This is a genomic window from Embleya scabrispora (assembly GCF_002024165.1).
GTDB classification, from domain to species: Bacteria; Actinomycetota; Actinomycetes; order Streptomycetales; family Streptomycetaceae; genus Embleya; species Embleya scabrispora_A.
Genome location: NZ_MWQN01000006.1, coordinates 118768 through 131823, shown reverse-complemented (window position 1 = coordinate 131823; position 13056 = coordinate 118768). Strand labels below are relative to the sequence as shown.

Sequence of the window (13056 nt, the reverse complement as noted above, 5' to 3'; positions counted from 1 at the left end):
CCGACGAGGAACGCGACGTGACGGCGGTGCCCGCTGGTTCTCCGGCGGGCACGGCCGTGTGGATCCGGGTGCGGCAAGCGCGATGGCCTTGTCCCGCTCACAGCTCTCGGCTGCCGCCGCTTGCCCGGCCTCCCTTTACCGACCCCTTCGGGGCGATCGACGACGAGCAGGCTTCGATCGCCGCCCGGGGTGGGTCTGGGGGAGCGGAACGCCTGGGGTGTGGCAGTGCCCAGCGCAGGGATCGTCGTTCGTACGAAACGGTACCGAGCACGGCCGCGCCGCGGCCGAAAGACAGGCGATCAGTTGGGGGAAGAGAATCGGAAACGTGGAGGGGGAGAAGAGATCGAAAGGCTGCCGAGGTTCGGCGTGGATTCGACCGGCCGGTTCGTCGAACCTGTGGGTCCGGTCCCGTGGGCGATCGACAGCGCGCATCCGGATGGTGCCGGCGAGATACGCCGACCCCTGAACGGTGAACCGTTCACCGAGGGCTCTCCACGGGTCACAAACCCCCGACGACGGCACCGGGTGACACCCGCCCGCGACCGCCTGTACAAGTCGGGTGAGCGGCGGACCGGTCGGTACGTAGGCGGGGCTTGCCGTTTCCGTGTCTCGCGCCGCTTCTCAGATCCGGTGAAGTCGGGTGTCCCAGTCGAGGCGCAGGACCGCGAGGTCGTCGGTGTGGCGTCCGGCGTTGAGGGCGTGGGTTTGTTCGATGAGCAGGTCGACGTGGATGTCCGGCGGGGTGGAGGGAAGGTTTTTGATGAGTGCGAGCAGTCCGTCGACGCCGAGGCGTGTGGTGTCGGCGCCGTTGTGTCCTTCGGTGAGGCCGTCCGTGTACAGCGTCAAGGCTCCCCTGGGTGGGAGTGGGACGACGGTGGCGGGCCATCTGTGTTCGCCGGGGATGATGCCCAGCGCGATGCCGTGGGCGGCGGTCACCTCGTGGGTGCCCTCGTCGGTGGTCAGCAGGGGTTCGTGGTGGCCGGCGAGGTGGAGGGTGGCGGTTGCGGCGGTTTCGTCGAGGGTCAGCAGGGTGCAGGTGGCGAACAGCGGTTGGTCGCCGCGTTCGGCGATCAGGATGCGCTCCATCAGGTTCAGGAGGTCGCCGCCGCGGTGTCCGCCGAGTACCAGGGAGCGCCAGGCGATCCTGAGGCACACGCCCAGTGCGGCGGCGTCGGCGCCGTGTCCGCTCACGTCGCCGACGATGGCGTGCAGGAGTTTGTCGTCGCTTTCGACGACGTCGAGGAAGTCCCCGCCGAGGAGGGCTCTGTCGGCGCCGGGCAGGTAGCGGGAGGTGACGGTCACCGTGGAGGTGTCGAGCAGGGGTCGGGGCAGCAGGCCGCGTTCGAGGCGGGCGTTCTCCTGCGCGCGCAGGCGGGCGGCCTGGGTTTCGACGACGGCGCGTTCGGTCCTGCTGCGGTAGACCGCGTAGCGCACCGTGCGGTACAGGAGTTCGGACTCGACCCGTCCCTTGACGAGGTAGTCCTGGGCGCCCGCGGCCATGGCCTCGGCGGCGGCTTGGGCCTCGGCCGTCCCGGTCAGGACGATCACGGCGGTGTGCGGGGTCAGGTCCCGGACCATGCCGACCGCGGTCGTACCGGAGACGTCGGGCAGATGCAGGTCCAGGAGGATGCAGTCGATCGTGTCCTTCGCCAGTTCCACCCGCGCCTCGGCCAGCGTGGTGCGAATCGTCAGATCGAAACGCAGAGCCGTGTCGCGCAGGAGTTCCTCCACGAGCAGCGCGTCGCCCGGGTCGTCCTCGATCAGGAGGATGCGATACCCGGCCTCGTCGACGCCCGCGCTCATGACGTCGTTTCCGCGCCGGCGCGGGTCGCCTGGGGGATGACCAACGCGTCCGGCTCCGGGGGCGGTTGGGTCGCCAGGGTGAAGGTGATGCGCGCGCCGTCGCGGTGGTCGGGGTCGACGGCGATCGTGCCGCCGTGGAACTCGACGATCTTCTTGCACATCGCGAGGCCGATGCCGCTGCCGGGATAGGCGTCCTTGGTGTGCAGCCGTTGGAAGATCACGAAGACCTTGTCGACGTACTCGGGGCCGATGCCGATGCCGTTGTCGGTGACGGTGAACCGCCACAGTTCGCCCTCGGGCGACGCCGTGACGTGGATCCGTGGGGGTTCGTCCGGGCGGCGGAACTTGACGGCGTTGGAGATCAGGTTCTGCCAGAGCATGCCGATCTGGGTGGGGTCGGCGGTCAGCGTCGGCAGCCGGTCGTGGGTGATCGTCGCCCCGGTCTCCTCGACGGAGATGCTCAGCGCGGACAGCGCCTGTTCCAGTACGTCGTCCAGGTCAACGCTGTGGTGCGCGTTGTGGACCCGCCCCACGCGGGAGAATTCGAGCAGGTCGTTGATCAGGATCTGCATGCGGTTCGCTCCGTCGACCGCGAAGTCGATGTACCGCGAGGCCCGCTCGTCGAGTTGCCCGCCGTAGCGTCGCTGGAGCAGTTGGGTGAAACTGGAGACCTTGCGCAACGGCTCCTGGAGGTCGTGCGAGGCCACGTACGCGAACTGCTCCAACTCCGTGTTGGACCGCTCGAGATTCGCCGCCTGGGCGTCCAGACGCAACCGCGTCTGTTCGGCGAACGCCAACTCGCGCACCAGTCGCCGGCGCATGAAGTCGATCTCCGCGCTCAGGCGCCGCAGATCGGCCGGCCCGGTCGCGGCGATCGGGTGCTCGAAGTCGCCCCCGGCGATGACGCGAGCGTCCGCTCCCAACCGCTCCAAGGGGATGCGGATACCGCGGCGCAGTCCCTCGAAGACCAGCGCCGCCAAGGCGACGATCAAGACCGCGATCGCGCCGAACACCCAGTTCCGCAGCGTCATGGTGGACATCAACTCGTTCCGGGCCCGGTCGCGGTCCGCGCGCAGGCGCTCCTGCTGGCGGGCCAATGCGACACGAACCGCGTCGAAGGCCGTCCTGCCCTCCGTGGCTCGTTCGGAAGCCGCCGGCGACGGGGATCCGGGAGGGGAGGCGGCTATGGGGCCGGCGATCCTGTCCTGCCACCGTTCGACGGCGCCGCGCACCGCCCCGAGATCCTCCAGGGCGGCGGCGTCGTCCTGGAGCAGTTTCGTCAACTGTCGGATGTCGGCGTCCTGTTCGAGGCGTCCCTGCTCGTAGGGGCCCTTGAACTCCGGGGAGCCGGTGAGCCCGTATCCGCGGATCCCGGTTTCCTGGTTGAGCACGGCCGATTCCAGATGCAACGCGGCGGACAGGGCCGGGGACCGCACGTCGGCGAGGTCGTTGCTGATGGTCCCCGTCCGTCCCAGAATCCATGCGCCCGTCGCCCCGAGGACGGTCAGGATCGCCAGGGACACCGCCACCCCCACCCGGAGCCACCGTCGGGTCGTCCACGCGGAGAGCCCCCCGGCGGGCGGTCGCGTGTCATCACTGCTCATCCGTGGACTCCTCGCCGGGGCGCTCTCGCCGTCGCGTACGGTCGGCATACTCTAGACGGACACGACAACCGCTGTTGTCGCGGGTCGGCCCGGGGCCTACAGTGCCCCCTATGTCAGGCAACAACGTGCGGTGGGCCGTCCCGCCGACGACGGCCGCCGCCGAGGCGGAGGTCGACGCCCTCGTTCGGGATCTCACCGACCGCCTGACGCAGACGCCGACCTCCCCGTCTCCGGACGGTGCGGCGCGGGCACTGGCGCTGCTGCATACGCTGGATCGCGTCCGGTACGCCACGGAGCGGCTCCAGCGGGAGGCGGCCGTCGACGCGGCGCGCGCGGGAGCCGGCTATCCGCAGATCGGGGCCGCCTGCGGCCTGACCCGCCAGGGCGCACGCCGTCGCTGGCCGGGGCTCTTCCACCACTCGAACGACACACCCACGGAGCATTCGACGATGACCGTCCCCACCCGACCCTTCGACGTCCTGCTCGTCGAGGACGACATCGCCGACGCCATGCTCATCGAGGAGGCCCTCTCCGAGCGCGGCGCCCGAAACCTGATCCGGGTCACCGACGGCGTCGCCGCCCTGGAATACCTGCGCGACCCGGACAACGCGCGTCCCGAACTCATCGTCCTGGACCTGAACATGCCCCGCATGAACGGCCGCGATCTGCTCAAGATCCTCAAGAGCGATGCCGACCTGCAGGTCATCCCCGTGGTCGTCCTCACCACCTCCACCGCGCCGGACGACGTCAGCGGCGCCTACAGCAGCCACGCAAACGCGTATGTGGCCAAGCCGGTCAATCTGGACGAATTCGAGCGGGCCGTGCAGAGCATCGACACCTTCTACCTGGGCACCGCCACTCGGGCCTCCGCCGGAACCACCGCGGAGGATCCCACCCGACGCCCGTGACGCCCACCTCCGCGACCGCACGCAGGGGGGCAAGGGAGTCGCGTGCCCATGGCCCGCCGTCGTCCCCGCCCGACGACGGGTGAACCTCGGCGAAAGGTGTTTCGAGCCGGGGCCGATTCCCGGCGGCGTCGGGCGTACGGGCCCCGAGCACCGTTTCACCCCGGACGCCGTGGGTGTCTCCCGATAGATGGGGCGACGCGATGACGGAGCCGGTCGAGCCGTCGGGCGTCTCGATCGCGCGGTGTCGGACGCACGCGGGCGGTTCTCGCCTCGATGCCGCCGGCCGATGGGCGCCGGACGGACGTACCGGGAGAGGTGTATGAGGCGAGACGGCGACAGGGGCGCTGTGGCTTTGTTCACGACTTCCGACAGCGATTATTCAGCGCGTTGGGAGGCGGTCTTTCGTGAGGGAAGTCGTTGTTCACGGGAATGGGCGGCACCGTGTTGAGGCGGCCGCGGCCGGTCCTCGGGATCGAACATCGCCGGACCGCCGGGACGCGACGCAACCGCCATCGCGACTCTTCCTCGCGATGGCGGTTGCGTCGTGTCTCAGTTCAGCCGGGTGGTGGTGTAGACCTCGATGGCATCGCGCTGGTACGCGGCCAGGCCGGAAGCAACGGCCTCGTATGCGGCGCGCCACGTCTCGTTGTCGACGACGGAGCGTCCGATGGCCCGGTAGTCCTCGGCGGTGACCGCGTGCAGTGCGGTCAGTGCCCGGTACTGGGTGTCGATCTCGGCCTGGACCGGGTCGGCGTCGGCCGGGTGGCCTGCGGCCATGAGTTCGGCCAGCCGGATCATCTGCGCGGTGCGCTCACGGTGCGCGGCGTCGGCGTCGGCCTGGCTCATTGCGTCGGCGCGTTGTGCGATCTCTTCGGCGAGTTCGGGGAAGTCGCGCATGTTCTCCTCGTAATGGGAGGGTGTGACGCCTTCGAAGAGGTTTTCCGGTCGGTTGATGGTCATGGGGTTGCCGTCCTTCCTGGACTGCTCCAGTTCGGCGATTGTGCGGGATACGGTGTCGGCCAGTGTGTCGAGGCGGTCCCGTTCCGCGAGGAGGCGCCGGTGGTGGCCCCGCAGGGCGTCCACCTCGTCGACCCTGTCCGACAGGATCCGGTCGATCTCCGGCAGCCCGACGCCCAGCGCCCGCAACAAGAGGATCTGTTGCAGCCGCAGCAGCTGACCCTGCTCGTAATAGCGGTGCCCGTTGGCTCCGATCCGGGCCGGCGGCAGCAGGCCCGTCTCGTCGTAGTGACGCAGTGTCCGGGCGGTCACGCCCGACATCCGGGCCACCTCTGAGATCGGCCAGTCCATCACGACTCCCGCACATGTGTGTCGCCGGGCCGGTTTCTCCGGCCCTGGTCACGACGGTAGGAGCTGCCGCAACGGCAACCTCAACCCCGAGACCCAAGATCCTCGCAATCGAACGCGCCCGGTCCACAACCCAGCCGAACAGCCTCTCGCTGCCGAAACCCGTGAACATCCGGCCCGGGCCCAGAGCCCCGGTGCCTCCCGAACCGCCGTAGAAACGCTGTCGTCTCTCGAGAACAGAGCCAGGCGCTGCTCTCCTCGCCGGGGGCCGGCGGATCGGCAAGGGGAACAGAGTCCCAGCCCGCGATCGGCCGGCGGCGGGGAGCCGCTGCTTCCGGCCGCCGTGCGCGAGTTGCCACGGGCATCGGGGGGAGCCCCGGTTCGTCCGGTCGATCGTGGTCGGGCGCGGGCCGCGATCGAGGCGTTGCTCGTGCCGACTCCGTCGTCCGGATTGGAGCCGTCACCGGAATGGACAGCGCGCCGGGACGAACTCGGCGAACCGGGCGTGTGCTGCCCTGATTGTCCGGTGGGACGCGTACCGGCCGCGCTACGAGCCCTTCCGCCACCCCGACTTGGGCGGACTCCACTCCGGCTGGACGACTTTGCGACGCCGGGTCCGATCGAATTCGTGCCGGTCGACGGCGGCTGCCGACCGATCCGGGGGCAGCGCGCGTCCCTCACGGACCAGGGTGTGAGTGGTGCCGGGTGATAGGCGGGGCTGCGCTGTCCGCCACCACGGTCCCGGGTGAGCGGCCCCCGTCCCGAAAGTCGCACGATCTGGTCGCGGCGGGCGGGGGTCGGTATCGGGGGTCAGTACGTCGGTGGCGGCGTCGTTTCGCGACGGGCGGAGTGGAAGAAGGTGTCGATGCCGCGGACGGCCGCGAGGAAGTCGTCGAGTCTGACCGGTTTGGTGACGTAGGCGTTGGCGTGGAGGTCGAATGCGGTGTGCACGTCGCGGGGGTCGTCGGAGTTGGTGAGGACGACGACCGGGATCGCCCGCAGCGCGGGGTCGTCGCTCAGGACGGTGAGCAGTTCCTGTCCGCTCATCCGGGGTATGTTCAGGTCGATCACGATCAGGGCGGGGCGGGCGTTGCCCTGTTCGCGCAGGAACCGCAGCGCGGCGCGCCCGTCGTCCACGCGCGTGACCGTGCGCACGGTGCCCTGTTCGCGCAGGCCCTCGGCGATGATGATGCCGTCGGCCGGGTCGTCCTCCACGAGCAACACGTCGTAGTGGTCGGCGCCGTCCGGCGTTCCGGCCCCGCGGGGAAGGGGCCGGGAGGCGGGTGTGGCGGTGAAGACCAGGCCGGGCCAACGTTGGCGGGCGGCTTGGCGGGTGACGTACCAGGCGTCGCCCAGTTGCGGGTAGCGTGCGCCCGCGGCGGCGGCTGCCGCGGCCTCCTCCGCGGCGTTGCGATCGACGGCCCGGGACAGGTGCGCGAGCATGCGCAGGCGCCCGAGTGCGTCGTTGTCGCGCGCCCGGTCACCGGAGTCGAAGACACGTGTGGCCAGTCGCCGTGCGAGGTCGGCGACGGCGGTGTCGGCGAGGCGGGCGATCTCGTCCTCGGTCAATGCGGAGGGGAAGTCGTTCCTGGCCATGCCGGACACCCTACGCGGCCGAGGGCGTTTCGCCTCGCCCTTCCGGGGGCGACCACCGGGGCCCGGGCGGCGCGGCCGCGGGGTGACCGTACCTCGTGCGAGCGTGGCGTCCCCACCCGACGTTCGCGCCGGATCGGGGAACGACGAGCACTGTAGGCCCGGGGCGGTTCCTGTGTGGGGCGGGTGTGGTCACGCGTCGGCCGGGAGGGTGAAGACGATGCGGGTGCCTTCGGTGTGGTCGGGGTCGAGGTGGATGCGGCCGCCGTGGAATTCGACGATCTTCTTGCACATGGCCAGGCCGATGCCGTTGCCGGGGTATGCCTCGCGGGTGTGCAGGCGTTGGAAGACGACGAAGATGCGGTCGGCGTATTCGGGGGCGATGCCGATGCCGTTGTCGGTGAGAGCGAAGCGCCACATCCGGCCGTCGCGTTCGACGCTCATGCGCAGGAGCGGCGCGTGTTCGAGGTCGCGGAACTTGATCGCGTTGACGAGCAGGTTCTGTAGCAGGAGAGCGAGTTGCGTGGGGTCGCCCTGGACGCGCGGCAGCGGGTCGTGTTCGATCCGGGCATCGCTCTCCTGGATCGCGACGGCGATGTCGTCGACGACGGTGGTGAACACGGATTCGAGGTCGACGTCCACCACCTTGGTGTCGACGCGGCCCACCCGGGAGAATTTCAGGAGGTCGCTGATGAGGGTCTGCATGCGGGTGGCGCCGTCGACGGCGAAGTGGATGTACTGGTCGGCGCGTTCGTCGAGTTGTCCGCTGTAGCGCTTTTGGAGGAGTCCGCAGAAGGACGCGACCTTGCGCAGTGGTTCCTGGAGGTCGTGCGAGGCGACGTAGGCGAATTGTTCGAGTTCGGCGTTGGAGCGGCGCAGGTCGAGGGCTTGTTCGTCGAGGCGTCGGCGGGCGCGGTCGGCGAAGGCGAGTTCGTCGGCCAGGCGGCGGCGCATGGCCTCCATCGCGTGGGCCAGGGCGCGGATGTCGGCGGGGCCGAGTTCGGTGATCGGGTGTGCGAAGTCGCCGTGGGCGACGCGTTCGGCGTCGTGGACCAGACCGGCGACGGGCCGGGTGACGCCGCGCCGCAGGCCCTCGAAGACCAGCAGGGCCAGCAGCACGATGACGGCGGCGATCCCGGCGAAGACCCAGGTGCGCAGCAGCCGCACATCGTCGAGGTCCCCGCGTGCGTGGTCGCGATCGGCCTGCAGGTGGGCCTGCTGGGTCGCGGTCGCGGCGCGCAACTCGTCGAAGGCCGCCTTGGCTGCGCCCTGTCGGTCGGCGGCTTCGGGGACGGGAATGCCCGGCGGGGCGGCGACGATCGGGTCGGCGACCAGCGTCCGCCAGCCCTCGACGTGGGCGAGTACGACCGCCAGATCCTCGCGGGCGCGGGAGTCGGCCGCGGTGACCCGGCGCAGCACGCGCAGTTGGGCCTCCTGCCGGATGCGGCCCTGCTCGTAGGGAAGCAGGTATTCGGGCTTGCCGGTCAGGGCGTAACCGCGGATCCCTGTCTCCTGGTCGACGAACGCGGCTTCCAGGCGCGCGGACGCGATCAGCGCGGGCGTGCTGCGGTCCACGAGCCGGCCGTTGACGCCGGTGGAGTGGACGAACACCCACGCCCCCAGCACGCCGAGCGCGGCCAGGACGACCAATGCCGACGCCACGCCGACGCGCAGCCATCGCATGGTCGACCACGGCCGGCCAGGCGCGGGAGCCGGGGGCGGTTCGGGGTCCTCCCCGGGGGCGCCGCCGGCTCGGCGTGAGTGTTCGCGTGATCGCATCGGCCGCGCCCTCTCGTCTCCTGCGCGCCGGGCCCGACGCACGGCAACCCTACGCCGGCGACAAGCTACGTTGTCACGGGGGAGGCGGGCCGCCTACGCTGAAAGCCCATGCGTCGTCGCCGGCCGACGCGTCGAGCGAAGAGGTACCCATGAACGCGGTTCCGGTGGGCCGCACGTACGACGTTGTGCCGGTCGAGGACGACGCGGCGGACGCGTTCCTGATCGAGGATTCCCTCCGACACCTGGGCACCGCCCGCCGGATCGCCCGTGTGATCGACGGGGTGGAGGCCCTCGAGCGGTTGCACACACCGGACGTCGGGCGCCCCGACCTCATCGTGTTGGACCTGAACATGCCGAGGATGAGCGGCCGTGAGCTCTCGGCCGTGCTCAAGCAGGAGCGGGAGCTGCGGACCATCCCGGTGGTGATGCTCACCACCTCGGACGCGCCGAAGCACGTGGCGGGCGCGTGCGGCGAACACGCCAATGCCTACGTGACGAAGCCGGTCTCCCTCGACGAGTTCGCGCGAGCCGGCCGCGGTCGGGGGACGAGACGGGATGCGCAGTTTAGCTATGTGGCTGCGGAAGCCGGGGCATCGTGGAAGAACGCGTCGATCCCGCGGATCGCGGACAGGAAGTCCTCCGCACGCGCCGGTTTGGTGACATAGGCGTTGGCCTGGAGGTCGAAGGCCATCGCGACGTCTGCGGGCGCGGTGGAATTCGTGAGCACCACCACCGGGATCGCGCGCACGTTCGGGTCGTCGTTCAGGGCCGTGAGCAGTTCGCGACCGCTCATCCGGGGCACGTTCAGGTCCACGACGATCAGGTCGGGACGCGTGCTCGACGCGGCGCGCAGGTAATCCATGGCGGCGGCGCCGTCCTCGACGCGATGCACCGCCCGGGCCCTGCCCTGCGTCCGCAGCCCCTCCTCGATGAGGAACCCGTCGGCGAGGTCGTCCTCGACCAGGAGCACGTCGTAGACCCCCGCGGTCGAGGGAGGGTCGTCCTCCGGCAGGGGGCGCGAATCGGGCGTGGCGGCGAAGACCAGCCCCGGCCAGCGTTGCCGCGCGGCCTGCCGGCTCATCCACCAGGCCTCCCCCAACTGCGGGTAGTTCGCCCCGGTGGCGGCGGCCACCGCGGCCTCGCCGGCGGCGCGCCGCTCGACGGCCCTGCCCAGGTAGGCCAGGATCCGCAGACGGGTCAACGCACCCGCGTCGCCCGCGTCGAAGACGCGATCAGCGAGTCGGCGGGCAAGATCGTCGACGGCTGCGTCGGCCAGCCGCGCGATCTCGTCCTCGGTCAACGCGGAGGCGAAATCTCTCGGCATGGACTTCACCCTACGCAGCACCGGCCCGGCGGACCACCACCGGTGCCCACCCCACCCCCAGCCGACCCGTCGATCGCGCGTCGGCGAAGGACCGTTGTGCCGGCCGCACCGGGGGCCGCTGCCCCGGCCCGATGACCGCAGGGTTCACATTGCGCCGATGCGGCGCGGGGCCCGGGCAAGCGGCCGCGTTCCGCATAAAGACGTGGAGAATATTCGATGGCCGTGCCGAACGACGCGGTGGCTCTGACTGCGCGAAGTGCCGACCACGGACACCCGGCCACCGAATGGGCCGACAGCGAGCAACTCTCCCGCCGGGAAGCGGTGCGCCGAACTCCACGCCGTGAGGGAGTATGCGCCATCGTTGCCGGAACCCGGCAGCGTTCCACCGCCGTGACCGCGAAACGCTGATGCCGATCGGCCCGACGCGCCGGGCCGATCGGTAGCCGCGTGGCGACCGAGGACACGGATCCGGAGCCCGTGGCGCCTCGCGCGTGAAGGGGTCGCGCGGTCGGGTGCTCAGTCGCCCATCCGAGCAAGGACGCCCGCGAGTTCGCCGACGATCGGGTGGCTCGGGCCGTGCGTGCTGCGGTAGCCCTCGATCGCGTCCCGCAGCAGCGGCGCCGCCTCCGCATTATGGCTCTGGTTGGCTCTCATCGCCGCCAGGTCGACCTGCGCCTCGAGGGTCGCCACGTGCCGAGGGCCGTGGATGCGCCGGTATGCGTGGAGAACTTCGGTGAGGAGCGTCTCGGCCTCGGTGATGCGGCCGAGGGTGTGGAGCACGACGGCGCTATTGGCCCAGGCACCCCACGTGTCCGGGTGGTCGTCCCCCAAAAGCCGAACGGGCGCCGACCAGCTCGCTGTACGCAGGGCCTCGTCGTGGTTGCCCTGGCGGGTGAGCACGGCACCGAGGTTGTGTTGCGCGATCAGGGCCGGGGCGGTTGTGCCGTCGACGTCGGCCGGGATCGCCCGGTACATGTGCTCGGCCTCGGCGAGCCGGGTGGGCGAGCCGCGCAACGAGCCCGCCAGGATGTCCCTGCTTCTCAGCGTGTCGGGATGGGTGGCGCCGAGGGTACGGGTGTAGCGGGCCACGGTGTCCCGCATCAGACTCTCGGCTTCTTCCCGACGGTCGAGGTCGAGCAGCGCCATACCCAGGTTCGATGCGATCTGCAACGGCCGGGGATCGCTCGGGCCGGGCAGCCGCGTCCAGCCCGACAGTGCTTCGCGCAGCCACCGTTCGGCGGGGACGGGACGGCCGCCGTCCTGGAGCAGCCTGGTGAGGTCGTCCAAGACCGCAAGTCTGTTCTCCTCGTCGTCCGTTCGGGCCCCGACCAGCCAGGTCAGCAGCTCGACGGCGTCGTCGGTCCGGCCGGGTACGGCACCCACTGCGACTGCGTACCGATGCAACGCGTGCAGCGTCTCGGGGTCGTACAGGCCGAGTCGTTCGCGTTTGTTTTCGAAGTCGAGGCCGGAGGCGTACTCCGGGGTCGGATTCAAGCGGACCGGGGTCGGTGGTGGCGGCGAGAACGTGGGCGGTGAGGCGGGCGGCGAGAACGGCCATGCCGGGGTCGAGGTCGGCGTGCCGGCCTTCGGGCAGGTTGACCTCGACGGCTTCCAGGACTTCGACGGGCAGGTCGTCCAGGGTGACGAGGGCGGTGAGAGTGGCGCCGCCGGCGTGGAGGGCGAGGGTGGGGCGGGCGGTGAGCAGGGGCACGAGCTGGGTGGTGACGAGGTGCGGCCAGCGGGCCGCGGCGGCGACCAGGACGGCGAGGGCGGCACGGACCCGACCAACAGCCCGCTCCACGGCATCCGTGGTGGTGCCGGTGTGCGCGTCGGGTGTGTCGTGGAGCAGGCGTGTGGGTGCGGTGGTGGCCCAGGGATCGGGGATGGCGTGGGCCAGGTGGTGGCCGGGGGTGGTCAGCGCGAGGAAGTCCTCGGCGAGGCGGTCGGGATACAGCGGTTCCAGGACGGTCCCGGCGTGCGGGTCGGCGGGCGGATACGGGACGGCGTGGTCGGTCAGGGCGCGGTCGACGGTCTCGCCCGTGCAGGCGCCGATCGCGACGAGCGCGGCGTGGCCGGCGTCGTGTTGGACCACGCCGGTCAGCGCGGCGGTGTAGACGGTGCGGGCGAGGGTCTCGGCGGGGACGGACACGCGCCGGTTCTCGTGGAGGGTTTGCCAGTGGTCGCGTTCGCGGTCCAGGAGGTAGCCGGAGATCCGCCCTGGCGCGTCGAGGTCGGTGGGAGTGCGGGTGCGGTGGGCGTCGACGGCGGCCAAGGCGGCCATGTGCACGGCCGGCACCTGCCCGAACCGCTGTGGATCCCCCAGCGCGGCGGGCGCGGCGATCCGGTGCGGATCGGGCACGTCCAGGGCGGAGGCGAACCGATCCCGGGCCGCCGCGAACAGCGCATCGGCGTCAGTGCCCTCGTCCTCGGTAAAGCGGAGGCAGCGCCAAGACGTCGGTGTCCACGTCGAGCCGGTCCAGGCGATGCGCCAGGGTCTGCCACCACAACCCGGCCGGACGCGCCACCAGCAGCACCCGCGCCCGACGCCCCTGCCCGGCGGCGTGGGCAAGCAGCGTGAGCAGGTCGGTCACCGGCCACCGTTCCGCGTAGTCGAGCACCAGCAACACCCCCGCCGCCAACTTTCCTTCGCGGGCCGGCCCCTGCCCGAGGCCACCGGCCCCCGAGGAAGCGTTCGCGTCCGCGGGGGAGGGGTCGGAGGCGTGCCAGGCCTGCAACACCT

General features: G+C 70.9%; 10 protein-coding genes. 2 read left to right on the top strand and 8 right to left on the bottom strand.

Features of this window, described 5'->3' with window-relative positions:
- Nucleotides 1-621: 621 nt before the first annotated feature.
- Nucleotides 622-1803, bottom strand: coding sequence for a PP2C family protein-serine/threonine phosphatase (locus B4N89_RS46880; RefSeq protein ID WP_078982812.1), 1182 nt, complete (start codon nt 1801-1803; stop codon nt 622-624).
- Nucleotides 1800-3407 (bottom strand): sensor histidine kinase, encoded by a 1608-nt coding sequence (locus B4N89_RS46875; protein WP_078982811.1) that lies wholly within the window; start codon nt 3405-3407, stop codon nt 1800-1802. The genes B4N89_RS46880 and B4N89_RS46875 overlap by 4 nt, the downstream gene beginning before the upstream one ends.
- Before the next feature lie 110 nt (nt 3408-3517).
- Between B4N89_RS46875 and B4N89_RS46870 the strand changes: the two genes are divergently transcribed.
- Complete coding sequence (locus B4N89_RS46870; RefSeq protein WP_078982810.1) at nt 3518-4315, top strand: response regulator; 798 nt, start codon at nt 3518-3520, stop codon at nt 4313-4315.
- Nucleotides 4316-4864: 549 nt separating this feature from the next.
- Here B4N89_RS46870 and B4N89_RS46865 read toward each other — a convergent pair.
- The 3 genes from B4N89_RS46865 to B4N89_RS46855 all read right to left on the bottom strand — a co-directional run bounded on the left by B4N89_RS46865 (nt 4865) and on the right by B4N89_RS46855 (nt 8896).
- Nucleotides 4865-5623, bottom strand: a complete 759-nt coding sequence (locus B4N89_RS46865) for a MerR family transcriptional regulator (protein WP_078982809.1) — start codon at nt 5621-5623, stop codon at nt 4865-4867.
- Nucleotides 5624-6430: 807 nt separating this feature from the next.
- Nucleotides 6431-7216 carry a response regulator gene (locus B4N89_RS46860; protein ID WP_101897622.1) on the bottom strand — a complete coding sequence of 262 codons (786 nt, stop codon included), beginning with the start codon at nt 7214-7216 and terminating at the stop codon, nt 6431-6433.
- Between the two features lie 189 nt (nt 7217-7405).
- Nucleotides 7406-8896: a sensor histidine kinase gene (locus tag B4N89_RS46855; RefSeq protein ID WP_235619402.1), complete on the bottom strand. Its 1491-nt coding sequence runs from the start codon at nt 8894-8896 to the stop codon at nt 7406-7408.
- A gap of 86 nt (nt 8897-8982) precedes the next feature.
- On the opposite strand from B4N89_RS46855, the gene B4N89_RS46850 reads away from it, so the two are divergent.
- The gene (locus tag B4N89_RS46850; RefSeq protein ID WP_235619401.1) at nt 8983-9657 is read left to right on the top strand and encodes a response regulator; all 675 of its coding nucleotides are present in this window, start codon (nt 8983-8985) and stop codon (nt 9655-9657) included.
- Here the strand turns inward: B4N89_RS46850 and B4N89_RS46845 are convergent.
- From B4N89_RS46845 to B4N89_RS50535, 3 genes are all read right to left on the bottom strand, one after another.
- Nucleotides 9561-10316, bottom strand: coding sequence for a response regulator (locus tag B4N89_RS46845; protein ID WP_101897625.1), 756 nt, complete (start codon nt 10314-10316; stop codon nt 9561-9563). The two genes, B4N89_RS46850 and B4N89_RS46845, sit on opposite strands and share 97 nt — an antisense overlap.
- A gap of 516 nt (nt 10317-10832) precedes the next feature.
- The gene (locus B4N89_RS46840) at nt 10833-11810 is read right to left on the bottom strand and encodes a tetratricopeptide repeat protein (RefSeq protein ID WP_161501083.1); all 978 of its coding nucleotides are present in this window, start codon (nt 11808-11810) and stop codon (nt 10833-10835) included.
- 917 nt (nt 11811-12727) lie between these two features.
- The gene (locus B4N89_RS50535; RefSeq protein ID WP_161501082.1) at nt 12728-13054 is read right to left on the bottom strand and encodes a hypothetical protein; all 327 of its coding nucleotides are present in this window, start codon (nt 13052-13054) and stop codon (nt 12728-12730) included.
- Nucleotides 13055-13056 lie beyond the last annotated feature (2 nt).

Excerpts from the sequence above, each read along its gene's own strand:
- B4N89_RS46845 (WP_101897625.1), bottom strand. The coding sequence starts at position 10,316 with ATGCCGAGAGATTTCGCCTCCGCGTTGACCGAGGACGAGATCGCGCGG.
- B4N89_RS46880 (WP_078982812.1), bottom strand. The coding sequence starts at position 1,803 with ATGAGCGCGGGCGTCGACGAGGCCGGGTATCGCATCCTCCTGATCGAG.
- B4N89_RS46865 (WP_078982809.1), bottom strand. The coding sequence starts at position 5,623 with ATGGACTGGCCGATCTCAGAGGTGGCCCGGATGTCGGGCGTGACCGCC.
- B4N89_RS46855 (WP_235619402.1), bottom strand. The coding sequence starts at position 8,896 with ATGCGATGGCTGCGCGTCGGCGTGGCGTCGGCATTGGTCGTCCTGGCC.
- B4N89_RS46875 (WP_078982811.1), bottom strand. The coding sequence starts at position 3,407 with ATGAGCAGTGATGACACGCGACCGCCCGCCGGGGGGCTCTCCGCGTGG.
- B4N89_RS46870 (WP_078982810.1), top strand. The coding sequence starts at position 3,518 with ATGTCAGGCAACAACGTGCGGTGGGCCGTCCCGCCGACGACGGCCGCC.
- B4N89_RS46860 (WP_101897622.1), bottom strand. The coding sequence starts at position 7,216 with ATGGCCAGGAACGACTTCCCCTCCGCATTGACCGAGGACGAGATCGCC.